The organism is Bradyrhizobium sp. LM2.9 (assembly GCF_054056555.1).
In genome coordinates this window covers 3,014,958-3,041,579 of record NZ_JBSRYJ010000002.1, presented here as the reverse complement: position 1 = coordinate 3,041,579, position 26,622 = coordinate 3,014,958, and the positions used below count along the sequence as shown (strand labels likewise).

General features: G+C 64.7%; 26 protein-coding genes and 1 pseudogene. 12 read left to right on the top strand and 15 right to left on the bottom strand.

Annotated elements, in window-relative coordinates; all coding sequences use genetic code 11:
* Positions 1-100 precede the first annotated feature (100 nt).
* From ACVWW3_RS16400 to murI, 3 genes are all read right to left on the bottom strand, one after another.
* A complete protein-coding gene (locus ACVWW3_RS16400; RefSeq protein ID WP_456649341.1) occupies positions 101-514 on the bottom strand; it encodes a cupin domain-containing protein in 414 nt (137 codons plus the stop codon).
* 67 nt (positions 515-581) lie between these two features.
* Entirely contained in the window at positions 582-1,355 is a 774-nt protein-coding gene (locus ACVWW3_RS16395; RefSeq protein WP_456649342.1) for an HpcH/HpaI aldolase family protein, read from the bottom strand.
* A 61-nt stretch (positions 1,356-1,416) separates the two neighbouring features.
* On the bottom strand, positions 1,417-2,214 hold the full coding sequence (murI, locus tag ACVWW3_RS16390; protein WP_456649343.1) for a glutamate racemase: 798 nt from the start codon (positions 2,212-2,214) through the stop codon (positions 1,417-1,419).
* Positions 2,215-2,387: 173 nt separating this feature from the next.
* Between murI and ACVWW3_RS16385 the strand changes: the two genes are divergently transcribed.
* Both ACVWW3_RS16385 and ACVWW3_RS16380 read left to right on the top strand, forming a co-directional pair.
* The gene (locus ACVWW3_RS16385; protein WP_354046294.1) at positions 2,388-2,936 is read left to right on the top strand and encodes a cytochrome b; all 549 of its coding nucleotides are present in this window, start codon (positions 2,388-2,390) and stop codon (positions 2,934-2,936) included.
* A 64-nt stretch (positions 2,937-3,000) separates the two neighbouring features.
* Positions 3,001-3,642 carry a glutathione S-transferase family protein gene (locus ACVWW3_RS16380; RefSeq protein WP_456649344.1) on the top strand — a complete coding sequence of 214 codons (642 nt, stop codon included), beginning with the start codon at positions 3,001-3,003 and terminating at the stop codon, positions 3,640-3,642.
* Between the two features lie 18 nt (positions 3,643-3,660).
* Here the strand turns inward: ACVWW3_RS16380 and ACVWW3_RS16375 are convergent, their stop codons facing one another.
* Positions 3,661-4,467, bottom strand: coding sequence for a Crp/Fnr family transcriptional regulator (locus ACVWW3_RS16375; protein ID WP_247339096.1), 807 nt, complete (start codon positions 4,465-4,467; stop codon positions 3,661-3,663).
* A gap of 249 nt (positions 4,468-4,716) precedes the next feature.
* Positions 4,717-5,814 (bottom strand): SecDF P1 head subdomain-containing protein, encoded by a 1,098-nt coding sequence (locus tag ACVWW3_RS16370; protein ID WP_456649345.1) that lies wholly within the window; start codon positions 5,812-5,814, stop codon positions 4,717-4,719.
* Positions 5,815-6,054: 240 nt separating this feature from the next.
* Here ACVWW3_RS16370 and ACVWW3_RS16365 point away from each other — a divergent pair, with 240 nt between their 5' ends.
* From ACVWW3_RS16365 to ACVWW3_RS16355, 3 genes are all read left to right on the top strand, one after another.
* Positions 6,055-7,962, top strand: coding sequence for an acyl-CoA synthetase (locus tag ACVWW3_RS16365; RefSeq protein WP_456649346.1), 1,908 nt, complete (start codon positions 6,055-6,057; stop codon positions 7,960-7,962).
* Positions 7,963-8,128: 166 nt separating this feature from the next.
* Complete coding sequence (locus ACVWW3_RS16360; RefSeq protein WP_456649347.1) at positions 8,129-9,982, top strand: caspase family protein; 1,854 nt, start codon at positions 8,129-8,131, stop codon at positions 9,980-9,982.
* 33 nt (positions 9,983-10,015) lie between these two features.
* Positions 10,016-11,827 (top strand): caspase family protein, encoded by a 1,812-nt coding sequence (locus tag ACVWW3_RS16355; RefSeq protein WP_456649348.1) that lies wholly within the window; start codon positions 10,016-10,018, stop codon positions 11,825-11,827.
* A 342-nt stretch (positions 11,828-12,169) separates the two neighbouring features.
* On the opposite strand, the gene ACVWW3_RS16350 is transcribed toward ACVWW3_RS16355, so the two are convergent.
* Both ACVWW3_RS16350 and purB read right to left on the bottom strand, forming a co-directional pair.
* Positions 12,170-13,342 carry a M20 aminoacylase family protein gene (locus ACVWW3_RS16350; protein ID WP_456649349.1) on the bottom strand — a complete coding sequence of 391 codons (1,173 nt, stop codon included), beginning with the start codon at positions 13,340-13,342 and terminating at the stop codon, positions 12,170-12,172.
* A gap of 125 nt (positions 13,343-13,467) precedes the next feature.
* Positions 13,468-14,775, bottom strand: a complete 1,308-nt coding sequence (purB, locus tag ACVWW3_RS16345; RefSeq protein WP_456649350.1) for an adenylosuccinate lyase — start codon at positions 14,773-14,775, stop codon at positions 13,468-13,470.
* A gap of 518 nt (positions 14,776-15,293) precedes the next feature.
* On the opposite strand from purB, the gene ACVWW3_RS16340 reads away from it, so the two are divergent.
* The gene (locus ACVWW3_RS16340) at positions 15,294-15,878 is read left to right on the top strand and encodes a TetR family transcriptional regulator (RefSeq protein WP_247339089.1); all 585 of its coding nucleotides are present in this window, start codon (positions 15,294-15,296) and stop codon (positions 15,876-15,878) included.
* Positions 15,879-15,932: 54 nt separating this feature from the next.
* Here ACVWW3_RS16340 and ACVWW3_RS16335 read toward each other — a convergent pair whose 3' ends face one another.
* From ACVWW3_RS16335 to ACVWW3_RS16325, 3 genes are all read right to left on the bottom strand, one after another.
* A complete protein-coding gene (locus tag ACVWW3_RS16335; RefSeq protein ID WP_247339087.1) occupies positions 15,933-16,235 on the bottom strand; it encodes a hypothetical protein in 303 nt (100 codons plus the stop codon).
* 143 nt (positions 16,236-16,378) lie between these two features.
* Positions 16,379-17,029: a response regulator gene (locus tag ACVWW3_RS16330; RefSeq protein ID WP_247444486.1), complete on the bottom strand. Its 651-nt coding sequence runs from the start codon at positions 17,027-17,029 to the stop codon at positions 16,379-16,381.
* Between the two features lie 7 nt (positions 17,030-17,036).
* Positions 17,037-18,407 (bottom strand): sensor histidine kinase, encoded by a 1,371-nt coding sequence (locus ACVWW3_RS16325; protein WP_456649351.1) that lies wholly within the window; start codon positions 18,405-18,407, stop codon positions 17,037-17,039.
* A 198-nt stretch (positions 18,408-18,605) separates the two neighbouring features.
* On the opposite strand from ACVWW3_RS16325, the gene ACVWW3_RS16320 reads away from it, so the two are divergent.
* The 5 genes from ACVWW3_RS16320 (at position 18,606) to ACVWW3_RS16300 (ending at position 22,942) form a co-directional block, all read left to right on the top strand.
* Positions 18,606-19,376 carry a MotA/TolQ/ExbB proton channel family protein gene (locus ACVWW3_RS16320; protein ID WP_456649352.1) on the top strand — a complete coding sequence of 257 codons (771 nt, stop codon included), beginning with the start codon at positions 18,606-18,608 and terminating at the stop codon, positions 19,374-19,376.
* Positions 19,373-20,059, top strand: coding sequence for a hypothetical protein (locus tag ACVWW3_RS16315; RefSeq protein WP_247339081.1), 687 nt, complete (start codon positions 19,373-19,375; stop codon positions 20,057-20,059). The genes ACVWW3_RS16320 and ACVWW3_RS16315 overlap by 4 nt, the downstream gene beginning before the upstream one ends.
* The gene (locus tag ACVWW3_RS16310; RefSeq protein ID WP_247339080.1) at positions 20,052-20,657 is read left to right on the top strand and encodes a hypothetical protein; all 606 of its coding nucleotides are present in this window, start codon (positions 20,052-20,054) and stop codon (positions 20,655-20,657) included. Before ACVWW3_RS16315 ends, ACVWW3_RS16310 begins: the two co-directional genes overlap by 8 nt.
* A 114-nt stretch (positions 20,658-20,771) precedes the next feature.
* On the top strand, positions 20,772-21,512 hold the full coding sequence (locus tag ACVWW3_RS16305; RefSeq protein WP_456649353.1) for a metallophosphoesterase family protein: 741 nt from the start codon (positions 20,772-20,774) through the stop codon (positions 21,510-21,512).
* Between the two features lie 5 nt (positions 21,513-21,517).
* Positions 21,518-22,942, top strand: a complete 1,425-nt coding sequence (locus tag ACVWW3_RS16300) for a serine/threonine protein kinase (protein WP_456649354.1) — start codon at positions 21,518-21,520, stop codon at positions 22,940-22,942.
* Positions 22,943-22,967: 25 nt separating this feature from the next.
* Here the strand turns inward: ACVWW3_RS16300 and ACVWW3_RS16295 are convergent, their stop codons facing one another.
* The 4 genes from ACVWW3_RS16295 to ACVWW3_RS16280 form a co-directional block, all read right to left on the bottom strand.
* Positions 22,968-23,150 carry a hypothetical protein gene (locus tag ACVWW3_RS16295; protein ID WP_247339077.1) on the bottom strand — a complete coding sequence of 61 codons (183 nt, stop codon included), beginning with the start codon at positions 23,148-23,150 and terminating at the stop codon, positions 22,968-22,970.
* A 21-nt stretch (positions 23,151-23,171) separates the two neighbouring features.
* Entirely contained in the window at positions 23,172-23,393 is a 222-nt protein-coding gene (locus ACVWW3_RS16290) for a hypothetical protein (protein WP_247339075.1), read from the bottom strand.
* A gap of 249 nt (positions 23,394-23,642) precedes the next feature.
* Complete coding sequence (gene rpe, locus ACVWW3_RS16285; protein WP_456649355.1) at positions 23,643-24,344, bottom strand: ribulose-phosphate 3-epimerase; 702 nt, start codon at positions 24,342-24,344, stop codon at positions 23,643-23,645.
* A 53-nt stretch (positions 24,345-24,397) separates the two neighbouring features.
* Positions 24,398-24,742, bottom strand: a complete 345-nt coding sequence (locus ACVWW3_RS16280; RefSeq protein WP_456672460.1) for a hypothetical protein — start codon at positions 24,740-24,742, stop codon at positions 24,398-24,400.
* Between ACVWW3_RS16280 and ACVWW3_RS16275 the strand changes: the two genes are divergently transcribed.
* Complete coding sequence (locus ACVWW3_RS16275) at positions 24,639-25,403, top strand: EF-hand domain-containing protein (RefSeq protein WP_456672410.1); 765 nt, start codon at positions 24,639-24,641, stop codon at positions 25,401-25,403. The genes ACVWW3_RS16280 and ACVWW3_RS16275 overlap by 104 nt on opposite strands.
* A 164-nt stretch (positions 25,404-25,567) precedes the next feature.
* Here the strand turns inward: ACVWW3_RS16275 and ACVWW3_RS16270 are convergent.
* Positions 25,568-26,567, bottom strand: a pseudogene (locus tag ACVWW3_RS16270) (P1 family peptidase).
* Positions 26,568-26,622: the final 55 nt, after the last annotated feature.

The window sequence follows — 26,622 nt, the reverse complement described above, 5'->3', positions numbered from 1 at the left end:
TTTCGGTTCCCGCAGATTAGACAATGTGGAGCGAGCGGATTCCCGCTCGCCGCCTCCTCTAGCACGAACCAACCCGCCTGGGGCCGGTCGGTTCGCCGCATCAGGGTGCCGGCGAAGCCAGCGGCTTGGTCTTGTCGACGACGTAAACTCCAAGCACTTTCATGGCCTTGTCGCCGTGGGCTTTGGCGTCGTGCACGACACCTGCCGGGATCTGGTAGGAATCACCGGCTTTCAGGGTTTTCTCCGGCTGACCGTCGATAAGAAGATTCAGCTCGCCTTCGAGCACGTAGCCGGTCTCGATTCCCGGATGGGTATGGCGTCCGGCCGCGCCGCCCGCCGGGACTTCCGCGATGGCGGTGATGGTGTTGTAGCCGTCCGGAAATTCGACCTTCTGGAGTGGGGTGCGTTTGATGCCGGGCTGCTGGGCGAAGGCGGCAGCGGCAAGGCCGGTGAAGGCAAGACCGGTGAAGGCAAGACCGGTGAAGGCAAGAGCGAGCAAAGTCTTTTTGAGCATTGTTTCCTCCCTGGAACGGCCGACCCTAGCAGCGCCGCCGTTCCCGGCAAGGTGGCAATCGGCCTGTTCAGCGCTTGATCCCCTCGAACGCCGCCATGATGCCGCGCTGGAATAGCGACCAGTCGAAGCCGAGCGCGATCGCGCGGTAGCCGCGGTCGATCAGCTGGTTGGCCTGGTCTGCGGTACGCGCCACGCCACCGATCGGCACCCCGCTTCTGAGGATGCCGGCTTCCGCGCGGGCGACCAACTCCAGCAGCTCGGGATCGTCCATCTGCCCGCGCTTATTGATGGACGTGGCGAGATCGCCGGGGCCGATCACAGCAACATCGATGCCTGGCGTCGCCATGATCTCGTCGATGCGGTTGACGGCCTCGACATGCTCGATGGTGATCATGCAGATCATCTCGTCATCGGCTGAGGCCATGTAGTCCGGCATCGACTGGCCCCAGCGGAACGGCGCGTGGAACGGACCCCAGAGACGATCGCCGCGCGGCGGATAGCGCACGCTGCGGACCGCTTTCTCGGCATCGGCGCGATTGGTGATCATCGGGAAATTGATGCCGAAGGCGCCGATGTCCATCGGTGCTTTCGCCAGCCACGGCTCGTTGGCCGCGATCCGCACCAATGGTGTGCACGGCGTGCCGGTCGTTGCCGCGATCATCGCATGCGCCTCGGTCAGTCCAATCGGACCATGCTCGAGATCGACGATGATCCAGTCGAGCGAGCGGGCCATGATCTGCACGGTCTGCACGCTCGGGATCGTCGCGATCGCCCCGAACGCGGGACGACCCTCGCGCCACAATTGGCGGAGGCGATTGAGCGGCATTGCGGGGATCGACATGAGATGACCTGCGGAGAGATGACGACGGCGAAGCCTAGCAGCGTGCCGTGTCCGCGGAAAGTCAGGCCAATGCGCGGCCGCCGAAGAATGGCGTCAGCGTGGCGCTGAGGCCATGTACGCGATTCGAGGTGAAGATCATCTCGGCACCGGATTGCGCGATGCCGCCGATCTGCGGGCCGAGTAGATCCGAGACGCGGCGGGCGATCGCGGGTGCCGGATCGATCCAGTTGACCGGCCAGGGCGCGAGCTTTTTCATCCGGTCGAGCAACAGCGGATAATGCGTGCAGGCGAGCACGACTATGTCGGTGCGTGCGCCCGCATCCGCTGCATCGCCGACGAAGCAGGGGGTAAGCTCGGCGAGGATGTCGCCATCACTGATCGGGGTGCCGCTGAGTTCAGCTTCAGCCAGCGAGGCCAGTTCGGGTGAGCCGACCAGCGTCACCTCACAGCCCAGCGCGAAATCGCGGATCAGCGCCTTGGTGTATTCGCGCTTGACCGTGCCCTTGGTACCGAGCACGGAGACGCGCCGGGTCTTCGACTGCGCGCAGGCCGGCTTGATCGCCGGCACGGTGCCGACGAAGGGCAGGGAATAAGCGGCGCGTAAGTGAGATAGGACCAGGGTGGACGCCGTGTTGCAGGCGATGACGACGAGGTCAGGATCGTGCGTGCCGATCAATTCCCCCATCAGCGGCACCACGCGGGCGATGATCTGGTCCTCGCTGTGGTGGCCGTAGGGGAAGAAGGCATCGTCGGCGACATAGACGTAATGCGCGTCCGGGCATGCTGCCACGACCTCACGCAGCACCGTGAGCCCACCAAGGCCGGAATCGAACACCAGGATCGTCGGAGAATTGATCACGTCGTTACCTTAGCCCGCCATGGTTACCATTCGGTTTTTGGGGCGGTTTTGCGGCAGGGGCGTTTGGGACCAATTTGGAACGATTCAATTTCGCGATTGCCGCGTGTTCCCGCTATCAGCTGCCGTACTGCGGTGCGGACAGGGGCAGGCCCGCAAAACTCCGGAGAGCCGACATGATCAGAAACACCAGTCACGGCTGGGGCAGCGTTTCCCGGTGGCTGCACTGGATTTTGGCGCTGACCATTATCGGCATGATCGGCTTCGGCTGGTGGATGAACCACATCCCGGCGCGTCCCGACCGCTTCTTCTACCGCTCGATCCACGCCGATATCGGCTATGTGATCCTGCTGCTCACCGTGCTGCGCCTGGTGTGGCGCCTCGTCAACCCGACGCCGGCCCTGCCGGCCGAGACCTCGCGCTGGCAGAAGATCGCGGCCCATGTCAGCCACGGCGCGCTCTACCTCGCCGTCGTCGTCGTCACCATGCTCGGCTGGGCCCATTCCGGCGCGCACGCGCCTGACTATTCGGACTTCTTCGGCCTGTTTCACGTGCCGCAATTCACTACTCCCGACCGCGCGGCGGCGGGCGTCTATGAGGACCGCCACATCCTCTTCGCCTATGTCCTGCTCGCCTTGATCGCGGTTCACATGATCGCGGCCCTCTGGCACCACTTCATCCGCCGCGACCGCGTCGTGGCTCGGATGGTGACGGACGAGGCGTAATCGCAACCACACCTGTGCGTTCGTGGCACATCCCACGTTCTGCTTCATCTCTTCAGGAGGCCTCATGCTCACCGTCCATCATCTCGGCAAGTCGCAGTCTGAGCGTATCGTCTGGTTGTGCGAGGAGCTGGGGATTCCCTACGAGCTGAAGCGCTATACGCGCGATCCCGTCACCATGCTGGCTCCTGCCGAGTACAAGGCGCTGCATCCGGCTGGCACGGCGCCGGTGATCACCGACGGCGAGCTGGTGCTCGCGGAATCCGGCGCGGTCGTCGACTACATCGTTGCAAAACATGGCAACGGCCGACTCGTGCTCGGTCCCACTGACCCCGCCTTCGCTCAGTTTCTGTATTGGCTTCATTTCGCCAATGGCACCCTGCAACCCGGCATGGGGCGGATGATGATCCTGAGCCGGCTCGATCTCGCCAAGGACAATCCGACCCTGCTCGCGATGAAGGGGCGTCTCGATCGAGCCTACGATCTTCTCGATGCAAGGCTTCGCGAGGCCGAATACCTTGCGGGCAGCGCTTTCACGACCGCCGATATCATGACAGCTTTCTCGCTCACCACGATGCGCTACTTCCAGCCCTATGACCTGTCGCGCTGTCCGAACGTGGTCAAATATCTCGGCCGCATCAGCGCGCGGGCGGGCTATCGGCGTGCGATGGAGAAGGGCGATCCGGGCATGGCGTTGCTCTTGAACTGAACGGCGACGCGCAATCGATCACGCGATCCTGTTCGTGGTGGCGGCCCGCTCCGTGGCCAGCTGCTTCTGCAACCGATCGATGTTTTGCAGCAGGCGCTGGCTGGTCAGCACCAGGAAGTAGTAGCCGAACTGCGGATCCTGGAAGTAGATCTCGAGCAATCGGTCGTAGGTAATCGTCAGCACCTGCCCGTCTTCGATGCATTCGATCGTTCCGGTGCGCCGGTTGCCCGGCGTCAGGAAGCCGAGCTCTCCCATCAGCGCGCCCGGCATGATCTCGATATTGATCTCCTTGACCAGGAACTTGCCGGTGACGGTCAGGAGCATGTCCTTGGCTGGATCGCCTAGTTTGAAGAGCGTGTCGCCACGGCGGTATTTGCGTTCGGTCATGAACGGCTTGAGCCATTCGATCGACATGTCGCCTTCGGCCGCATGGCGCGCCTTCTTGACGAGCTTGAGCATCTGCCGCAGCCGCACGGCGTTGATCGGAAGCAGCAGCAGATAGAGCAGGAACGTGGAGACGTTGGCTGAGAGCGCGCCGAAAACGGCGAAGAACGCGCAACCGACCATGTTGGCGACGCGCAGCGGCACCATCGTCCGCATCAGGAGGGTGGCGACGAAGAAGCCTGCGCCGACCGCGGCGAACATATTGGCCAGCGTGATGTTGTGGACGAAGATCTCCAGCATCCGATTGAAAATCGCGTCGTAGGTGACGTTGTTCGGATCGAGGCCCATCTGGACCAGGATCTTCGCGATCTTGAGGTTATCCGTCGCCGCATCGAGAATGCGGTCGAGGATCGACGAAATGTCTGCGCTGCCGGACGGCATGGTACTATCCCCGCGTAAGGCCTTCAGTCCTGGTCGGTATTCTCGACCCGTATAGCCGAAATCGAATGACGACCACTTGAATGAAGCCTCCGGCCGTCATGCCGCAAGAGGCAAATTTTAGCGGGATCGGTGGTTTCGGCAATTGCCTGTTTGGCCGTAGCGCCCCCGTGATTCGGGCCCACGGGGTACGAGCCCCGGCGTGGTGGACCTCGGCGCCCGACGGGGCAGGGGCGTGGGGCGATCCCAACCCTAGGGCTTGGCGGCGGGCTGCAAGACCTGCTGCTCGACCAGGCCTAGGTGCCCCGGCAGCGAACCGGCGCGCAGCATCATGGCGACGCTGTTCGCTTCCTCCAGGGTGAAATTGCCGGAGATCTGGCCCGAACCGCCGGTGATGGGCTCGCGGATCACGGGGGCGGAGATCACCTTGCCGTCGAGCACGATGGCGAAGGGCTTTCCGATGTTCTCTTCGGTGACGTGGGCAAAGCGCCGCGTGCCGCGGCCGTTGAAGCGGAACGAGGCGATCGGGTCCTTCGTGCCGCTTGCAAAACCCGGGCCTGCATAGCTGATGTCGTCGCCGTCGAGCACGCTGTCCTTGGCGACCAGATAAAGGCTCTTGTCCTTGAAGCCGGGCAGGACTTCCGTGCCTGCCGGCGGCGCGCCGGATTGCGCCTGCTCCGGCGGCATCGAGAGGTCGATCAGGCGGAAGCCGACCTTGACCTTTCGGGCGAAGACCGCGGTGACGCGCTCGGGCTCCATCACACCGGGCAGGAAGATGCGGATGCGATCGGTCCCGTCGGGCTGGACGCTGGCGAGCTGGACGCCGGCCTCCTTCAGACGCTGCTCGATCATGGCGATGGCATCTTCGACGAACTCGTGCAGCCGCGCGGAGGACGCGGCATCGGTCGGCGCGAGCCTGACCATTCCGTCGCCGCCGTCGGTCACGGCGAGTGCATGCGACGGCAATCCCTCTGCGGCTGACGCGAGCTTGCGCGCGAGCTGCTCGCGGCCCTTGGCGTCGGCGATCTTCAACTCGACTCCGCCGTCGCGGATCGCAAGACCGGAGAAGGCGATCCGGCCCTCGCGCAGGTTCTTGTAGACGTCGTCGCGCAAATCCGTGACGACGCTCTCCCGCAGGCCATCGGTGTCCACCTTGTAGATGATGCGCGACCCGCCGAGCTTCTCCATCTTGTCGGCGACGAAGGCCGCGATCTTGGTGCGCATCTTGTCGAACTGGCCGTCCTCGGCGAGTGCCGCGCGGGGCAGGGCGATCGCCGATGCCATGATCGCAAGTGTCATGGCGAGCGCGATGAAGGGCCGAGTAGCGCAATCCCGCAGGGGCGTAGTCATGATCACCTCAAGTCTTGCGGCAGGGCGCTGGCATGCTGGTCCGATGCCAATTCTTGGTCCCCGGATCTGGCCCGCAGGTTCAAAGGTCTGAGCCCGATCGTAGGCGACGTTAGGTCATGGACGAACGCCAAATCATCCATCATTCTGTCCGTGCTCGACCGGTCATCGGTCGAGGCCTCCTCGACCCAAAAAGTCAAAAGACAGGGCGCGGGGAATGCATCTGAGGGAGGACGGAATTCCATGGCGGGCATCCACGCGCTCGATCGGCTCATCGGCAGCGACTATCCGGACCTGGCAACGGACGCCGAGGTTCGAGCTTTCGAGCAGGTCCCTTACGCCGATCGCGTCGCGGCCGAGAGCACCTACGACGCGATCAGACTGGGTGCGGCGCGCAACCCCGACGAGCCGGCGATCCAGTTCCTGCAAAATGCCGATCCCGCCGACACGCCTGTCGTTGTGACGTACCGCGACTTCATCGCGCGCGTCACGCAGGCCGCCAACATGTTTCACGCGCTCGGCGTCGAGAAGGGCGACGTCATCAGCTTCATGCTGCCGCTGGTGCCCGATGCCTTCGTGACGCTGTTCGGCGCGGAAGCCGCGGGCATCGCCAATCCCGTCAATCCGCTCTTGGAGCCGCACCAGATCGCGGAGATCCTGGAGGCAGCGAACACGAAAATCCTGGTGGCGCTAGGGCCGATGCCCGGCACTGACATCTGGCAGAAGGTCGAACAGATCCGCCCACGACTCAAGCATCTCAAGGCGGTCGTGCAGGTGTTCGGCGGCGGCGATCCGGCGAAGGGAATCTTTGCCTTCAGCGATCTGATCAAGCAGCAGCCGTCGGACCGGCTTATCAGCGGGCGCAAGATTCTCGGCAGCGATATCGCGGCCTATTTCCATACCGGAGGCACCACCGGAACGCCAAAGCTGGTGCGGCACACCCATGCCAACCAGGTCTATCAGGCCTGGGCGCTCAATCTGCTGCTGAAGTCCAAGCCCGGCGCCAACATGCTGTTCGGCATGCCGCTGTTTCATGTCGGGGGTTCGCTGACCCAGGTGCTGCTGACGCTGTCCGCCGGCGGATCGCTGGTCGTGCTGTCGCCGAGCGGATGGCGCAATCCGAGTGCGGTGAAGAACATCTGGCAACTGGTCGAGCGCTTCAAGCCGGAGGCGCTGTCGAGCGTGCCGACGGTGCTCGCCGCAACGCTCGCGGTGCCGCCCGGCAATGCCGACATCTCCAGCTTGAGATATGCCGCCGGCGGCGGCTCGGCGATCCCGGTCGCGGTGGGGTCTGCAATCCAGGACAAGCTCAAGCTGCCGGTCGTCGAGGTCTACGGCATGACCGAGACCTCGAGCGTGCACACGCTGGCCTATCCGTCGCGGCCGATCCGGCTCGGCTCGGTCGGCCTTCCCATGCCTTACGCGCGGGTCCGCATCGTGCAACTCAATGCCGACGGCCGGCTGATCCGCGACTGCGCGCCGGACGAGATCGGTGTCGTCATCATGGCCGGGCCCGGCGTGTTCGGCGGCTATCTTAACGACGAGCACAACAAGGGCGCCTTCGTCGACGAGGTCTGGGTCAATTCCGGCGATCTCGGCCGGCTCGATGCCGACGGCTATCTCTGGATCACCGGCCGCGCCAAGGATCTCGTGATCCGCGGCGGCCACAACATCGATCCGGCGCCGATCGAGGAGATCATGTTCCGTCATCCGGCGGTGGGCTTTGCCGCGGTGGTCGGCCAGCCCGACGCCTATGCCGGCGAGCTGCCGGTGGGTTACGTGCAGCTGAAGCTAGGCGCGACTGTCGAGCCGGGTGAGTTGGAGACATGGGTGCGCGAACGCACGCCGGAGCGCGCGGCTGTCCCGGTGCAGGTCATCCCGATCGACCCGATGCCGGTGACCGGCGTCGGCAAGGTGTTCAAGCCGCAGTTGCGCTGGGACGCAGCCCAGCGCGTGTTCACGAAGGTGCTGACACCGCTCGCCGAGCGCGGCATCGACTGCAAGGTCAGGGTCGGCGCTCACGGCAGCCACGGCTCGATCGCCACGGTTACGCTGGCGGGCCTGCCGGCTGATCAGCGCGAGGCGGTTGCGAGCGAGGTGCACGCACTGCTTGCACCGTTCGTGATGCGCCACGAGGTGGTGCAGATGTAACGGACCCAACAGCCGGCTTTGGCGTCAGCTGCGAAAGCAGAGCGACGCTTCGCCGCATTATCCATACCCCGATAGAGGGTCTTGTGTGACAATTATCACATAGGAAGAATTGGCAATCGGCCACGCTCCCGGATATTCTCATGGAATTGCATCCTGGGGGACGCAAGTGATTCCCTTTCGGTTATTTGCTTTGTTGATTTTGGCCATTGGCCTTGCCTGCGGACCGGCCCATGCGGACCGGCGGGTTGCGCTCGTGATCGGCAATTCCGCTTACAAGAGCGCTCCCAAGCTCGGCAATCCCGTGAACGATGCCACTCTGGTCGGCGGCATGTTCAAGAAGGCGGGCTTTGATTCCGTCGACGTCAGGCTGGATCTCAGTGCGAGCGAGATGCGGCGCATGTTGCGTGAGTTCGCCGGCAGGACCCGCGATGCGGATGTGGCGGTGATCTATTACGCCGGCCACGGCATCGAGCTGGAAGGCACCAACTATCTCATTCCGACCGATGCGACGCTGGAGACGGATGGCGACGTGCTCGACGAGACCATCCCGGTCGAGCGCGCGCTGTTCGCGGTCGAGCCGGCCAAGCAGCTGCGCCTGATCATCCTGGACGCGTGCCGCGACAATCCGTTTTCCAAGACCATGAAACGGACGCTGGCCTCCCGCGCGATCGGACGCGGGCTCGCCAAGGTCGAGCCGACCAGCCCCAACACCATGATCGCCTTCGCCGCGAAAGCGGGATCGACCGCGTCTGACGGCGACTCCAAGAACAGCCCGTTCGCCGTCGCCTTGGTCGAGCACCTGCCGAAGCCGGGCCTCGACCTGCGCAAGGCTTTCGGCTTCGTGCGCGACGACGTGCTCAAGAGCACGGGCTACAAGCAGGAGCCGTATGTGTACGGCTCGCTCGGTGGCGACGACGTGCCATTGGTTGCGGTCAAACCGGCCGCGTCTGGGGCGCAGGCCAACCCGCAGGATTCTATTCGCAGGGATTACGAGCTGGCGCTGCAGCTTGCCACGCGCGACGGTTGGGAAGCCTTCCTGGCGCAATATCCCGAAGGTTTTTATGCCAATCTGGCCAAGGGCCAGATGAACAAGATCGCCGCTGAAGAGACGCGGGCGTCGGCCGAGCAAAAAGCGAATGCGGCCGAGCAGCAGAAGGCAAGGCTTATTGCCGAACGCGCCCAGAAGACCGAGCAGGACAAGGCGGCCGCGGCGGCCAAAGCTGCCGAAGAGGCCCGGATCGCGGCGGAGAAGCAGAAGCAGATCGAGCAGGCTAGGGCGGACGCGGCGGAGCACCAGCGCAAGCTGGCTGAGGCTGCTGCGGCGAAAGCACAGGCCGAGAAGCAGGCGGCGGAGAAGGCCAAGGCCGAGCTTGCCGCCAAGCAGGCCGCCGAGAAGGCGGAGCAGGTGGCAAAGCCGACGGCCGATCGGCAGATGCCTGAGGTCGAGCAAAAAGTTGCAGCCCTTTCGCCGACGCCGGCATCGGCATTGTCGGCGGCTGATCTGACAAAATCCCTACAGAGCGAATTGCGCCGTGTGGGCTGCCTGTCCACGACTGCTGACGGCGACTGGAGCGCCGCATCACAGCGCTCGCTCACGCTCTTCAACAAATATGCCGGCACCCAGCTCGACGCGAAGCTTGCAAGCATCGACGCACTCGATGCGCTGAAAGCAAAACCTGGACGAGTCTGCCCGCTCATTTGCAATTTCGGCTCCAAGGCCGACGGCGATCAATGCGTGAAGATCACCTGCCGCGCCGGCTATCGCGTCGGTGACGACAATGAATGCGAGAAGGTGCCCGAGAAGAAGCTGGTCGCGACTCGCGAGGATTCGAGGAGGCGGGATACGGAGCGGAAGCAAACCGAGGCTGCGCCATCGAAGCCGGAGGCAAGCGGCCAAATCTATTGCAGCTCTGTGGGTTGCCGGCCAGTTCAAAAAGGATGTCGGCTCGTGAGTGGGGCGATTCCCGGAAGGGCCAGCCCGAATGGTGCGACGGGCGGGAACTATGAGGTTTGCAACTAGCGTCGAGACGAAACGCGATGACTGGGCGATTGTATGAACGTCTTTCGAGTTCTTTTGATATCGGCCTTCGCCGTCTGGCTGGCTTGCGGATCTGCGCTCGCCGACAAGCGCGTCGCGCTCGTGATTGGCAATTCCGCCTACAAGAACGCGCCGCGGCTCGCGAACCCGGTGAACGACGCCGGACTGGTCGGCGGCATGTTCAGGAATGCGGGTTTCGATACGGTCGAGATCAAGCTGGACCTCAATGCCAGCGAAATGCGGCGATCGCTACGCGAGTTCGCGGCCAGGACGCGCGATGCCGACATGGCGGTGATCTACTATGCGGGCCATGGCATCGAGCTGGACGGCAGCAACTATCTCGTTCCGACCGATGCCATGCTGGAAACCGATGGCGATGTCCTCGACGAGACGATCGCACTCGACCGCGCGCTGTATGCGGTCGAACCGGCCAAACAACTCCGTCTCGTCATCCTCGATGCCTGTCGCGACAACCCCTTTGCCAAGGCGATGAAGCGCACTCTGGCCTCGCGCGCGATTGGTGGCGGGCTTGCCAAGGTCGAGCCAACCAGTCCCAACACGATGATCGCATTTGCGGCCAAGGCGGGGTCGACGGCGTCCGATGGCGACTCCCGGAATAGCCCGTTCGCGGTGGCGCTGACCGATCATCTGCCAAAGCCCGGGCTCGACTTGCGCAAGGCGTTCGGGTTTGTCCGTGACGACGTCTTGAAAAAGACCGGCAACAAGCAGGAGCCGTATGTCTATGGCTCCCTGGGCGGCAGCGATGTGCCGCTGGTGCCGGCAAGGCCGGCCGCCGCAGCCGGTCCTCAGGCAAATCCACAGGACAGTGTGCGCAAAGACTACGAGCTTGCCCTTCAGGCCGGCCTGCGTGAAGCCTGGGAAGCATTCCTCCAGACCTATCCGGAGGGCTTTTACGCCAACCTCGCCCGCGTGCAGTTGAAGAAGATTGCCGCCGAGGAGGATCGCACGGCAGCGACCGAGAAGGCGCGCCTGGCCGAACAGGAGAAGGCGAGGCTCGCGACCGAACGAGCCCAGAAGGCCGAGCTGGAGAAAGCGGCCGCCGCTGCGAAAGCCGCGGAAGGGGCGAGGATCGCGGCCGAGAAGGCCAAGCAGATCGAGCAGACCAAGGCAGAGGCAGCCGAACGAGATCGCAAGGCGGCGGAAGCTGCCGCGGCCAAGTCGCTTGCGGAGAAGCGGGCGATCGAGAAGGCAGCGACCGAGGCGGCAGCGAAGCAGGCGGCGGACAAGCAGACGGCTGATGGCGACAGTAGGAAGGTGGCCGCGCTGTCGGCGCCGCCAAGCTCCCCGCCGCCCGGCGATCTCGCGAAATCCGTTCAGAGCGAACTGCGCCGCGTCGGCTGTCTTTCGGCCGCCGCCGACGGCGACTGGAACGCCACAACGCAGCGCTCGCTGACGCTGTTCAACAAATATGCCGGCACTCAATTCGACGCGAAGCTTGCCAGCGTCGACGCGCTCGATGCGCTGAAGGCGAAGCCGGGACGCGTCTGCCCGCTCGTATGCAATTTCGGCTTCAAGGCCGACGGCGATCAATGCGCGAAGATCGCCTGCCGCGCCGGCTATCGCGTCGGTGACGACAACGAGTGCGAGAAGGTGCAGGAGAAGAAGCCGGTCGCGACGCGCGAGGATTCGAGGAGGCGGGATACGGATCGGAAGCAAACGGAGGCTGCGCCGTCGACGCCGCAGGCCTCCGGGCAAATGATCTGCAACAACGCCGGATGCAGGCCGATCGCCAAGGGATGCCGGCTCGGGACGGCCAATCATCCAGCCACTCCTACGGTCAAGCTACCCGCCGAAATATGCAATTGATGACGAAGCGCAATTGCCGGACTTCCGCCATCGGGCTCTGAGCTCTTGCTTCTCTTGTTCTTGCAAGCTGGCTCGGCTGTACCGCCGCGCAGGCCGAGAAGCGCGTTGCGCTCGTGATCGGCACTTCCGCCTACAAGAGCGCGCCCAAGCTCGGCAAGTAATTGGTACGGGGCAATCGCAGGGGAGCGGCGGTGTTGGGCAGCAGAGAGAGGTTTGCAACTGATCTGAAGCGGTAGCCTCGCGGTGGCATGGCTGGCAAGCCCGCCCCAAACCGCGCAGGATTATCTATTGTGGTTTGGTGCAGACGCCACGGGCCTCGATAGGGGGATACTCTTCGCCGAGTTACCCCGCCGGCATCCGCGTCTCCACCAGGCGTGCCCAATAGGACGCGCCGTGGCCGAGAATGTTGTCGTTGAAGATGTAGCTGGGGTGGTGGCACTCGTTGCCGTCGCCCATGCCGACCAGGATCATCGCGCCGGGGCGCGCTTCCAGCATGAACGAGAAGTCTTCGGCGCCCATCATGGGAATGAACTTGTCGTTGACGCGCTCGGCGCCGACGATGTCGCGGGCGACGTCAGCGGCAAGGCCGGCCTCGCGCGCATGGTTCATCGTCACCGGATACATGCGCGTGTATTTCGTCTCCGCCGAGCCGCCATAGGCACGGGCGACGCTGTCGGCGACCTCGCCGATGCGGCGTTCGACGAGATCGCGCACCTCGGGATCGAGCGTGCGCACAGTACCGCCGAGCTCGGCGATCTCCGGAATGATATTGAAGGCCGTGCCGGAGTGGAATTGCGTGATCGAGATGACGGCTGACTTCAGCGGATCGACGTTGCGCGCGACGATCGATTGCAGCGCGTTGACGATCTGCGCGCCGATCAGCACGCTGTCGATCGATTTGTGCGGACCCGCGCCGGCGTGGCCGCCCTTGCCGTGGACCGTGATCTGGATGTTGTCGGAGGAGGCGAGCATCGCACCCGGCGTAGTCGCGAAATGACCCTCGGGCAGGCCCGGCATATTGTGCATGCCGTAGACCTCCTGGATGTTCCAGCGCGTCATCAGCCCGTCCTCGACCATCGCCTTGCCGCCGCCGCCACCTTCCTCGGCGGGCTGGAAGATCACAACCGCGGTGCCGTCGAAGTTGCGCGTTTCGGCGAGATATTTGGCGGCGCCGAGCAGCATGGCGGAGTGGCCGTCATGGCCGCAGGCGTGCATCTTGCCGGGTACCTTGGAGGCGTAGGCGACGCCTGACGTCTCCATGATCGGCAGCGCGTCCATGTCGGCGCGCAGGCCAATGGTCTTGCCGGAGGCCGACTTGCGGCCGCGGATCACGCCGACGACGCCGGTGCGGCCGATGCCAGTCACCACCTCGTCGCAGCCGAACTCGCGCAAACGATCGGCGACGATGCCGGCGGTGCGATGGACGTCGTATTGCAGCTCCGGGTTCTCATGGAAGTCATGGCGCCAGGCGGCCATTTCGTCGGACAGGGCGGCAACGCGGTTGACGATCGGCATGGGGGCTCCGTCTCTGTTGTTGTTATTGTTGTAGCCGGATGAGCGAAGCGACATCCGGGATCTTTGTTGGTGGCTCCCCGGGTTATCGCTGCGCTCACCCAGGCTACGCACTACGGACGGGACACTCAGCTTTCCCCGAACACGCGCTTGAAGATCGTGTCGACGTGCTTGAGGTGATAGCCGAGATCGAACTGCTCCTCGATCTCGGCGTCTCTGAGATATTTCTTCACTTCAGCGTCCTTCTTCAGGAGCTGGAGGAAGTCGCCTTCGCCGCGCCAGACCGGCATGGCATTGCGCTGCACGAGCTTGTAGGCGTCCTCGCGGCTGGCGCCCTTCTGCGTCAGCGCCAGCAGCACGCGCTGGGAGTGCACGAGGCCGCCGAGGCGGTCGAGGTTCTTCTGCATGTTGGCGGGATACACCAGCAGCTTGTCGATCAGGCCGGCGAGGCGCACCAGCGCGAAGTCGAGCGTCACGGTCGCGTCGGGGGCCATCATGCGCTCGGCGGAGGAGTGCGAAATATCGCGCTCGTGCCAGAGCACGACGTTCTCCAGCGCCGGTGTCACATAGGCGCGGACCATGCGCGAGAGACCCGTGAGGTTTTCCGAGAGCACCGGATTACGCTTGTGCGGCATCGCGGACGAACCCTTCTGCCCTTCGGAGAAGAACTCTTCGGCCTCCAGCACCTCGGTGCGCTGCATGTGGCGGATCTCCACCGCGAAGCGCTCGACCGAGGAGGCGATCACACCGAGGACCGAGAAATACATCGCGTGGCGATCGCGCGGGATCACCTGCGTCGAGATCGGCTCGGGGACAAGGCCCATGGCCTTGGCGACGTGTTCTTCCACGCGCGGATCAATCTGCGCGAAGGTGCCGACGGCGCCGGAGATGGCGCAGGTCGCGACCTCTTTCTTCGCCGCGATCAGGCGCTCCCTGGCGCGCGTGAATTCGGCATAGGCATAAGCGAGCTTGAGGCCGAAGGTCACGGGCTCGGCATGGATGCCGTGGCTGCGGCCGATGGTGGGCGTCATCTTGTGCTCGAAGGCGCGCTTCTTCAGCGCCGCCAGCACCTTGTCGAGGTCGGCGAGCAGCAGGTCGGCGGCGCGGGTGAGCTGGACGTTGAGGCAGGTGTCGAGCACGTCGGAGGAGGTCATGCCCTGATGCACGAAGCGCGCTTCGGGGCCGACGATCTCGGCAAGATGGGTGAGGAAGGCGATGACGTCGTGCTTGGTCTCGCGCTCGATCGCGTCGATGCGGGCGACGTCGAAGGTGACGTCCTTGGCCTTGGCCCAGACCGTTTTGGTGGCTTCCTTGGGGATCGTCCCGAGTTCGGCGAGGGCGTCAGCCGCGTGCGCCTCGATCTCGAACCAGATTTTGAACCGGGTCTGCGGCTCCCAGATCGAGGCCATTTCCGGGCGGGTGTAGCGGGGGATCATTGGACTGCTCCAGGAAGGTGGGCGGGCGACCCAAGAGAGCGCTACCTGCCAAAATGCTTTTTACGCCGTGATTTAGCAGAGCGGAGAGGGCGAAACAAACGATCCGAGCCCGGGAAGAGGGAGATCGCCGAGCTATCCACCGGACCAGCCGGCCCAAGGGAGGCCGGAGAGGAGTCCCACAAAAATTGACTGTCAATCACGGATCATTGACTGACAGATATTGAAATCTGTCATCGAGAGGTGTATATCCGCTCTCGGACGCTCCGATTGGGCGTCTCGTGGTTCTCCCCGATAAGAAACCGCGGACGATTGGAGACTTAAGACAATGACGACCGAAATCATCAATTTGACCGGGACGATTGGGCATTGGCTCAATTTACTGGTGGCGCGCCAGATCGCGGCGCAGGCTGCAAAACTGCCTCATTAAGGCGAGAGCTTTTCGAAACGACCGGCACGGGCGCTTCGGAAGCAGCTCCATCGCCGGGTAACTGAGCCCTCAACGGGACCATGGTGCTGGCATGAATGAAGCCGTTATCTTGACGCCGGAGCGGATCCTCGAAGTCACCGAGGACGTGTTGCGGCGCTACGGACTTGCCAAGGCCACCGTGGTCGACGTTGCCCGTGCGCTCGATGTGAGCCACGGCAGCGTCTACCGCCATTTCCCGAGCAAGGCCTCGCTGCGCGAGGCCGTTGCCAAACGTTGGTTGGACCGTATCGACGCGCCGTTGCTGGCGATCGCCGAGGAGCAGGGTCCGGCGCCAGTCAGGCTCGACCGCTGGCTGCGCACGCTGTTCGACGCCAAGCGTTCGCGCGTGCTCGACGACCCCGAGATGTTCGACACCTATCTGACCCTGGCGCGCGAGGCCTGCGCAGCCGTCAGGTGTCACAAGGACACCATGATCGACCAGATCGGGGCGATCCTGACCGACGGCGTGAAGCAGGGCGTGTTCGAGGTTGGCGACGTCAAGGCAACCGCGCGCGCCATGTTCGATGCCACCGTCCGCTTCCACCATCCGGCCCACGCCGACGAGTGGAAGGACGCCGATCTGCCGGCGCGCGTCGATGCGACGCTGGCGCTGCTGTTGCGCGGATTGAAGGCTTAGGCCGAACAACCCACCCGCTCCAAAGCCAGCGGTAGCCGACCTGGCCGGCGTTTGTTATCCCCCCACCTTATGTGCAAGGGCACCATCGCGGAGCGAACGCGGATGGTGAGATTTTTTCCGCCCACCAAGCGCGGCACCGGCCAATGGCACGACCGGCGGGCTTTCCGGATACGCATTGACTTCAATTTCGACAAGGTCCTTCGCCCGCTTTCGAAGCCGGTAGAATGCAAGCTCTTGTCCGAGCAGGGGGCAGTGGAATCGAATCGTTGCTGTGTCTGGCAGGCGGCAGAGTTCATCGATGAGCTCGCCGACAGTGATGATCGCGGGATAGGTGGCTTCGCGGATAGCCTTACTCATGGCGGAACTCCTTCGCTCCGGTACTAACCAGAGTTCGACCGCCTCCGTTCCAATCCGCATCGCTAAGGCGATCGAAATATTCTTGGAGGCCCCGCGTGCGGAGGAGGGCTCTGCGCGCCCTGTGTCCAGGGACGGGCGAACACTTAGATCTTCGTCAGCCCGCAAGCCGCGGCGAGCCGCACGAGCTGCGCATCCGTGCGCGCGCCGGTCTTGGTCTTGATCAGATAGTGATAGTTCTGCACCGTCTTGACGCTGAGATTGAGATGCGTCGCGATCTGTTCGGTGGTGGCGCCGCCCGCGAACTGGCGCAGGATCTCGATCTCGCGTTCTCCCAGTTGATCCAGCGCCGAGCCCGCCGAGAGGCTGTCCTCGGCCAGGATGTGCGCGATGTCGTCGCTCATGGCGCGTTCGCCGCGGGCAACGCTGCGGATCGCGGATACGACCGCGGACGGCTCGCTGCTCTTGGTGACGAAGCCGCTGGCGCCGGCACTGAAGGCGGCTTTCACCAGCACGGCCTCGTTGTGCATGGTGAAAACGAGGATGCGCGCCCGCGGGCTGCGCGCGCGGATGTTGCGGATCGCCTCCAGCCCGCTCGCGCCGGGCATCGAGATATCGAGCACGACGACGTCAGGATCGCGCGCCTTGAAGGCGCTGTAGGCATCCGCGGCGTTATCGGCTTCCGCCACGACATGCAGATCGCCCTGGCTTTCCAGCACGCGCCGGTAGCCTTGCCGCACGATCGGATGGTCGTCGACCAGCAGCACGGAGATTCCTGTTGCCGCAATCTCGTTCATGCCGGCCTCATGCGGCGAGCGGGATGGTGGCGGCGACGCTGAGGCCGCGATGGGCGGGCAGGATCGACAATGATCCGCCAGCCGCAGCGATGCGCTCGCGGATGCCGGTGAGGCCGAAGCCGGCCGACTGCGCCACGCGAGCCGCATCGCCGCCGCCGTCGTCCTCGACACTGATCAGCAATGCATCGTCATCGCCCGTGCGCCGCTCGACGCGCAGGGAAATCTCGCGTGCCGCGCCGTGGCGCAATGCGTTGGTCAGGCACTCCTGCGCGACGCGATAGGCGGTGGTGGCGGCCGGGCCGCTGATGTCGGTGAGGTCGCCCTTGAGATCGAGCTGGATCGTCGGCCGCGCCGCGCTCTGCGAACGCCAGCTATCCACCAAATTCACCAGGCTCGCCTCCAGTCCAAGCTCCGCGGGAAGGGGATTGCGCAGGCGCTTCAGCGCGTCCCGCAGCGAGGCCATCAGATGATGCGTGGCCTGCGAGATCATCCGCGCGTCCTGCGCGATGCCGTTGTCCTTGTCTTCCTTCGTGCCCGCCGTCTCGATGGTGTTGGCGAAGGCGAGGATGGCCGAGAGATTTTGCCCGAACTCGTCGTGCAGTTCGCGGGCGAGCGCGCGGCGCTCATCGTCGCGGATCTCGATCAGGCGCCGCGTCAGCGCCGCGCGCTGTTCGGTCGCTTCCTCCAGCCGGCCGCCGAGCTCGCCGACGGCGCTGCCGATCATCGCCAGCTCCATCGAGCGGAAGCGCGGCAGTTTCGTGCGATACTGACCGCGCGCCATGCGCTGCAAGGCGGTCACGATCGTGCGCGCCGGCGCCAGCGCATGCGCGATCGCGAGCGAAGCCAGCAGTGCGATCGCCGCCGCCATCAAAAGCGCGACGTCGATCACGTTGAGGATGTACTCCCAGGCGAGCGAGATGGAGGCCGCGGCATCCGGCGTCGCGACCACCGTTCCGGCGGTCGCCGCGCGAGGACTGACGGGCCGTATCACTTCGGCGTGGCTGCCGAGGAAGGTCGGCACGATCGATGCGAACCAGCGCGGCGGCGTCTTGCCTAGCCCCTCGCTCTGGCCGCAGAGCGGCTTTTCGAACGCGATGACCGGCTGGAACTCGACGCAGACGCCGGGCGAGATCAGCTTCATCGTCTCCAGCGTGCGCCACTCCGGAACCGGCAGAAGCTGCTCGCGTGTTCTGCTGCTACGCAACAAGAATTCGTGCCAGTACAGCGCCTGAAGCGCCTGCGCGACCCGTTGCGCCGAGGCCGCGGTCGCCCGGTCGACGCTGCGATAGGCGTCGAACGTCGCCCAGACGGTCGCCGCTCCAAGGCAGAGCGCGACGATGAGAAACAGACGGGCGACAAGCTCAAGCACAAGGCGCATGCGATCACCCCAAAGTTTGGTAAGGTCAGCCTAACAACGCCGCCGCGCCTTGCCAATTGCGAGGTATGGCAGGATGGCAGCTCGGGCAAATTTCCCAAGCCGGATTGGGCATGGCTCTTTGGACCGGGCGCGGCGGCTTTGATCTAATGGGCGGGAAATCGCGGTAGGCCAATCTTTGCAGGCCAGGAGCAGTGCAGCATGAGTTCGATGACGATTGGACCGATCGCGGGGACTGCGACCGACCCATCCGAGCGCAGCGCGCTCCTGTTCTGGATGATCTTCACCGGGCTTTCGGTCTTCGCCGTCGTGCTGCTGTGGCGCTTCGGCCTGATCCGTCTGATGTTGTCGTCGGACCGCACCTACATTTCCAGCGTGATCGCGCTGCTCTATGTCCTCACCTGCGGTCACTGCTTCCTGCGCACGCGGGCAATTGCCCGCGAGGGCGCGGCGGCCCGGCGCTGCCGCGCGGTGCTCGCGGCGCCCGAGGGCGGCAAGGCGCTGGACGCCGGCGCGACCGCGCTGCCGCGCGGGCTGGTGCGGGACCACATCGAGAGCCTCGTGACCAAGGCCACGGCGCAGGACTACCGCCCGGTCGACCAGACGCTATTGTTGCGGACGCTCGCCGACCGGCTGCGCGGGTCGAACGGCTTCGGGGCCTTCGTCTCGGATACGCTGATGAAGCTCGGCCTGCTCGGCACCATCGTCGGCTTCATCATCATGCTGGCGCCGATCGCGGGGCTCGATGCCGCCGACAAGGTCGCAATGCGATCCTCGATGGGGCTGATGAGCGACGGCATGGCGGTCGCGATGTACACGACGCTGGCGGGCCTCGTCGGCTCGATCCTGGTCCGCATCCAGTATTACATGCTGGACGCCGCGACCCAGAAGGTGTTCTCGGACGCGGTGGTGCTGACCGAGACCTATGTGACGCCAGTACTGGAGCGCAAGGGCGCTGGAACGCCGTTATGATGGATGACTTTGGTCTCTATCCGCGCGAGGAGCCGTTCGATCCCCTGGGCGTGATGCTGTTCAAGGCGCTCCAGGTGATCGCGTTCCTGTTCTTCCTCGCACTGCTCGCGGTCTCGCCGGATGCCAAGGACGGCAAGATCGACTCCAAGGCCGAGTTCATGATCACGCTGGACTGGCCGGACAGCCATCCCGACGATCTCGACCTGTTCGTGCAGGATCCCGCCGGCAACATCGCCTGGTATCGCCACCGCGAGGCCGGCTTCCTGACGCTCGACCGCGATGACCGCGGCGGGGCCAACGACTTCATCATGGTCAACGGCAAGAAGATCGCCTCGCCGATCCGCGAGGAGATCGTCACGGTGCGCGGCATCGTTCCCGGCGAATACACCGTCAACGTATCGCATTTCGTGGCGACGACCGGCGTCCCGGTCGAGGCCAATGTGAAGGTGCAGAAGCTCAATCCGACGGCGCAGGTGGTCTTCGACAACAAGTTCATGCTCGATCACACCGGCGACGAGAAGACCGCGGTGCGGTTCCGGCTCGATGCCGAAGGCAAGGTGGTCAATGTGGACCAGCGGCCGAAATCGCTGCTCGAGACCTTTCGCAGCGGCTGGCGCAACGGCGCCGATCTCGACCCGAGCACCGGTGTGAGCAAGAACGCTGCGAGGGTGCGCCGTGACTAGCCTGCAAACGATCATCCTCACGCTATCGATAGCCTACACCGTCATCGGCGCGCTGCTGCTGATCGTGCTGGTCTATGCGCGGCTGCACTGGTCGTTCAAGGCAGTCGCGGTGGTCGTGACCAGTGCGTTCTATGTCGTGAGCTTCACGGAAATGCGCGGGCTGCTCGGCTGGGCCAGCGCCGATCGGCTGCCGGGGAACTTCAAGCTGCTGAAGTCCCGCATCGTCGAGCCGCATTCGTTGGAGGGCGATCCCGGCTCGATCTATCTGTGGGTCGAGCAACTGGATGAGGACAATCGCCCAAGCGGCATCCCCCGAGCCTTCCGCATCCCCTACAACGACAGGCTGGCCGACAAGACCCATGCAGCGGAGAACGAGATCGCGCTGGGACATCCGCAAGGCGGCCGCGCCGCCGATTTCGGCGGCGGCGACGGCAGCCTCATCGACATGGTCCGGGAATATGTGACGCCCAAGACCATCATGGAGACGAGCGGCGGCGATTCCTCGACCGGCGAGTTCAGCGCTCCGCAGGCCGGCGCGCAAGGCGCCGGTTTCACCCCTGTGCCGCCACCCCGGATGCCGCCCAAGGACGAGCAATAGGCCCTTCACCCTCGCCGCAGGGACCCGCTGGAAAACCGAACCGCGCAGAGGCATCTTGACGTCCCTCAATTTGGCCTTATCGGCTTCCGACAAGACATTTGGGGTGGAGGGTGCGTGCTTCTCGCTGTCTTCTCGGATATCCATGGCAACCGGCAGGCGTTCGAGGCGTGCCTGAAGGTCGCGCGGGCGCGTGGCGCCGAGCGTTTCATCCTGCTCGGCGACTTCGTCGGCTATGGCGCCGATCCGGAATGGGTGGTGGATACCGCGATGGAGCTGGTTGCCCAAGGCGCCGTCGCCATGCGCGGTAACCATGACCAGGCGGTCAATTCCTCGGCCGAGACGATGAATGCCGAGGCGCAGATCGCGATCGAATGGACCCGCGGCCGGCTCGACACCGCGCAGCGCCGGTTCCTGGCGGAATTGCCGATGCTGGTGCAGGACGGCGATCGCCTGTTCGTGCATTCGGAAGCCTCCAGCCCCCGAAGCTGGCACTATGTCCGATCGACGGCGGACGCCGCCAAGAGCCTGATCGCGACGCCGGCCCATGTCACGTTCTGCGGCCACATCCACCGTCCGGCGATCTATTCGATGTCGGTGACGGCGAAGATGACGGGCCTGGTGCCCAAGACCGACGTCTCCATACCGCTGCTGCGCGGGCGGCAATGGCTTGCGGTGCTCGGCTCGGTCGGCCAGCCACGCGATAGCGATCCATCCGCCGCTTTCGTGCTGTTCGACACGGTCTCTTGCCAGATCACCTATTGCCGCGCGCCCTACGATGTCGAGACGGCCGCGAACCGGATCCGCGAGAACGGCCTGCCGCATTGGCTTGCCGACCGGCTGTCGCAGGGGCGCTAGAGGCGATGCCGAAACCCCTGGTCAAATCAGGCGCAGAGATCGACGGCTACACTATCGGCGAATGCGTCCATGCCGGCGGGATGGCGACGCTGTGGACGGTCACCCATCCCGGCATCGACGTGTCGCTGCTGATGAAGATACCGCGGGTGTCGGAGGGCGAGGACCCCGCGGCGATCGTCTCCTTCGAGATGGAGATGATGATCCTGCCGCGGCTGGCCGGGCCGCATGTACCTTCATGTTTCGGCACCGGCGATTTCGCCCACCAGGCTTATGTCGTGATCGAGCGCATCGCCGGGACCACGCTCTACAAGCGATTGCCCGACCTGCCGCTGCCGTATGACGAGGCGCGGCGGCTCGTCGCCAGGATCGCGACGGGGCTCGCCGATTTGCACCGGCAGAACGTGATCCACCACGACATCAAGCCGAGCAGCATCATGTTCCGCGAGAGCGGCGAGGCCGTGCTGATCGACTATGGCCTGTCGCACCACAACCATCTGCCGGATCTGCTGCAGGAGGAATTCCGCCTGCCTTACGGCACTGCGCCCTATATGGCGCCGGAACGGCTGTCAGGCGTGCGCGACGATCCGCGCAGTGATCTGTTTTCGCTCGGCGTGCTGCTCTATTTCTTCACGACGGGCGAGCGTCCCTTTGGCGAGGGCGAGACGCTGCGTGCGATGAGGAGGAGGCTGTGGCGCGATCCGTACCCGCCGCGCGGCTTACGCGCCGACTATCCGCCCTGGCTCCAGGAGGTCGTGCTGAGGTGCCTCGAGATCGAGCCGGTGTGGCGCTATCCGACGGCGTCACAGCTCGCGTTCGATCTCGCCCATCCCGACCAGATCAAGCTCACCGCGCGTTCGGAGCGGCTGAAGCGCGATCCGCTCAGCGTCGCCTGGCGCCGCCGGTTCAACCAGGGTGTCATGGCGCCCCACGCGAAATCGGATGTCGCAGCCCAAATCGCATCGAGTCCAATCCTCGCGGTTGCGCTCGAGACGGTGGAAGGCGCGCCGGAGCTGAACGAGGCGCTGCGCGTCACCACCGAGCGCATTCTCGCGACGCTGCCGTCGGCGCGGCTCGCTTGCGTCAACGTGCTCAAGCTCAACCGGATCGCGATCGATCGGACGCTCGACGAGCAGGGCTCCAACAAGCATATTGACCGCCTGGTGGCGCTGAGGCATTGGGCGACGCCGCTCAAGCTGGATGAGAGCCGGCTGTCGGTTCATGTGCTGGAAGCGGTCGATCCCGCTGCGGCGCTCCTGGAATTCGCCGAGGTCAACCAGGTCGACCACCTCATCATCGGCGCGCGGCAGAGCTCGTTCCGCCGCACGCTGCTCGGCAGCGTCTCGGCCAAGGTGGCCTCGGAAGCGGCCTGCACCGTCACCGTGGTGCGGCCGCCGCGGCTGGCTGCGGATGCGGGCGAGGAGGCCGGATAGGGCCGTGCTCTGGATGCTGGAAGGTTCAGGCCGCGTGGGCGGAGCGCTTGCGGCGGATCGGCCAGGAGAACTGGGGGCCGGGCTCGCCGTGATCCGCGCTGCCGCCGAAGAACTGGATGAGCTCGCGGCAGGGCTCGCAGTTGAAGAGGTTACGCGACGCGGATGCCTTGGTCATTTCCTTCAGGCAGTTCGGGCAGTGCGGCTTCATGTGCTTGGTCCAGAAAAGAATTCAATGCCGGCGCGGTGACCGGAGCGGGTGATCCAGGTCCGCCGCTTCGGGCCCGGTGTCGTCGCGCATCTCGCCTTCGGAGCGTTCGAGCCGGCCGAAGAAATAATCGAGGTCCGGGTGCGGGCGCCGCGGAATGCGGCGCCTGCGCTTCGGCTGACGCTTCACGAGCGCGAATTGCACTTGCGTCAGATCCAATGGCGACGGGTGGTACGCAACGAACATGCCGGGACCTGCACCGGTCCGGCCGACGGCCCAAACACAACAAACGCACTGAAACCAAGCCACAACGCCACGCCAGTCCAAACCAGGGTCGTCGTCATGATGTGCTCCCGCGAAAACAGGCAAGAATCACTAGCGGTGATTTGCGCGAATCAGGGAAGCCCGGAGGAGTACGGATCAAGATTGCAATTTTAGGCATTGCGCGTCGCAGCATCCGTAGAAGCCGCTCATTCGCGGAAAGCGCGTGACGCCTCAGATCGCTTCGCCGCGTGCGCCTGCGGCCGCGTTGCGGATCGCGGCAATGTTGGTCTTGTACGCTTCCTGCGTGCCGCCCCTGAACACGGACGTGCCGGCGACGAAGGCGTTGGCGCCAGCCGCGGCCAGGAGACCTGCGACGTCGGGACCGACGCCGCCATCGACCTCGATGTCGATCGGACGGCCTGCCGTCATCGCGCGGATATCGCGGATCTTGCCGATCGCGGAGGGGATGAAGGCTTGGCCGCCGAAGCCGGGATTGACCGACATCACCAGCACAAGGTCGACGAGGTCGATGACGTATTCGAGCACGCTGATCGGCGTGCCTGGATTGAGCGAAACGCCGGCCTTCTTGCCGAGCGCGCGGATCGCCTGGAGCGAGCGGTGCAGATGCGGACCTGCCTCCGCATGCACGGTGATGTGGTCGCAGCCGGCTTTCGCGAAGGCCTCGAGAAAGGGGTCGCACGGTGAGATCATCAGATGGGCGTCGAAGATTTTCTTCGTATGCGGGCGCATCGCCTTGATGATGTCGGGGCCATAGGAAATGTTCGGAACGAAGTGCCCGTCCATCACGTCGAGATGGATCCAGTCGGCGCCGGCGGCGTCCACGGCGCGCACCTCCTCGCCAAGCTTGGAGAAATCCGAGGCCAAGATCGAGGGCGCGATTGCCAGGGGGCGGGGGGCGAAGGCTTGGGTCATAGCGCGGTTTCCCGTGGCGGCCGTGAAAGATGAACTCGCCTAACATGGGCCTCTCAGCCGGGCAATGCAGGGGTGGCGAGCTTTCTGTGGGCGGAAATTTCTGCCGCGATCGGCATGAATTGCCGGTGTTCCCGGGCCGTGCAAAGTGCGGCGAAGGCGGATTTCATTGAGCTTTTTTCGTTGGCACGGCGCTTGCTGACGTCACCTCCAGGACATTGGCCGCGGCATGCCGCATCGGTTGGAGTTTTTGCGATGTTGTTTGCCCTTGGTGCCGCATCGAGTGCGCTCGACGCGATCCAGTCGCTGACGAATTCGAAATCGTCCTCGTCGACCCAGAAGACGGGGTCTTCGAAAGGCGGGACCAATCCGTTCGCGATCGACAGCGGCAGCAACAGCACGACCAGAGGCGCGACCTCTTCGGTCAATTCGGGCAAATATCCGCAGATCTCGCCGGAGACGATGAACGCGTTGTTCGCCGCGCAGAGCCAGTCCTCTGACAGTACGAGCAGCACAGCCAACTCGACCTCGTCGAACCCCACGTCCTCCACGTCGACGTCCTCGACGAGCCGTGACGCCGCGCTGAAGGACCTTTTTTCGCAGATCGACGGAGACGGCGACGGCAAGATCACCAAGTCCGAATTCGAGAATGCGCTGGGTGCCGGCGGCACCAACACGGCGCAGGCCGACGACGTGTTCTCCAAGCTGGATTCGAATTTCGACGGCAGCGTCAGCCTCGACGAGATGTCGAAGGCGCTGAAGAGCGGCCATCACGGCCACCATCACGCGCAAGGTGCGGGCGATGCGTCCGGCACCGGTTCGGATGCTTCCTCGCAGTCGAGCGGCGGCTCGACCTCGACCACGACAACCGGCGCCGACGGCTCGTCCACCACCATCGTCACCTATACCGACGGCTTCAAGATGTCGACAACGGTCCCGGGCGCCCCCAGCGCCTCCGGTAATTCGGCTTATGATCTGTTTGCGCAGTTGATGCAGCGGCAAGGCGGGCACGGGCAAGGCGCCTCAGCGGCTGCCGGCTCGTCCATGTCGATGAGCGTGTGAGCGAGAAGCTCTCCCTCCGCAAATTGCGTCGTCGTGCCCCGCGGAGACGGGGCATCCAGTACGCCGCGGCCTTTCGGTTCAATCATTTATCGTCTCTGGAATACTGGATCGCCCGGTCTTCGCCGGGCGATGACGTGTGACGTGTTGCGAGATGCGAGTGCTACTTACGCGCCGAAGCGATCCTTCCACGCCGGTAGTGCCCCTGCGAACGGCAGTGCTGTCGCATTGTAAATGCCACGTGCGATCGCGCGCGCGACCACGTTGGCGGCGACCGTGCCGAGTTCGGTGAGGCCGACCAACGGCTCGACCGGCTTCTCGCCAGTCGCGGCGGCAAACAGCACGTCGCCGTCGGTCGGGGCATGCACCGGATAGATCGCGCGGGCAAACCCGGTATGCGCGATCATCGCAAGCCGCTTGGCCTGTGCCTTGGTCAGCGTCGCGTCGGTGACGACGAGGCCGATCGTGGTGTTTTCGCGCGCGGTCGCGGCGAGCCCGCCCTTGATGCGCATCGCCAGCATGTCCGGCGTGAACGCGGACGGCAGGCCGCGCCCGCCGAACTCGCCGTTCTCCTCGAATGGGCGCTGCCCAGAACCACGGCCCGTCGCCGACGGTGGCGCTGCCGACCGCGTTGACGACGATAATCGCGGCGACCTTGATGCCGTTGGCCAGGACCGCGGAAGCTGACCCCAGCCCGCCCTTGAAGGTCGCGGTGGTGGCACCCAGGCCGGCGCCGACGCTGCCCAGCGCGAAATCGTGGCTTGCGGCCAAGGCCGCGGCGTAACCGAGATCGCGATAGGGCGCGAAGCGCCCCCAGGCCTTGTCGCCACCGTTGAGCAGGTCGAACACGATCGCACCCGGCACGAGCGGGATCACCGCGCCGCGGATATTGAGACCGCGACCCTGCTCGGCGAGCCAGGCCTGCACGCCGCCGCCGGTCTCGATCCCGAAGGCGGAGCCGCCGGACAACGCGATCGCATCGACCCGTTCTTGCGTGCTGGCAAGATCGAGCAGGGCATCCTCGCGGGTACCCGGTCCGCCGCCGCGGATGTCGATCGCCGCGACCGCCGGTTGGTCGAAGATGATCGCGGTCGCGCCCGAGGCGAGTTTCGCATCCTCGGCATGGCCGACGCGGACGCCGGCGATATCGGTGAGAAGGTTTTTCAAGACGGCTCCGCAGGCTGAAAGGCGATCGCTTCAGCGATATCGCAGGGATGCCGCA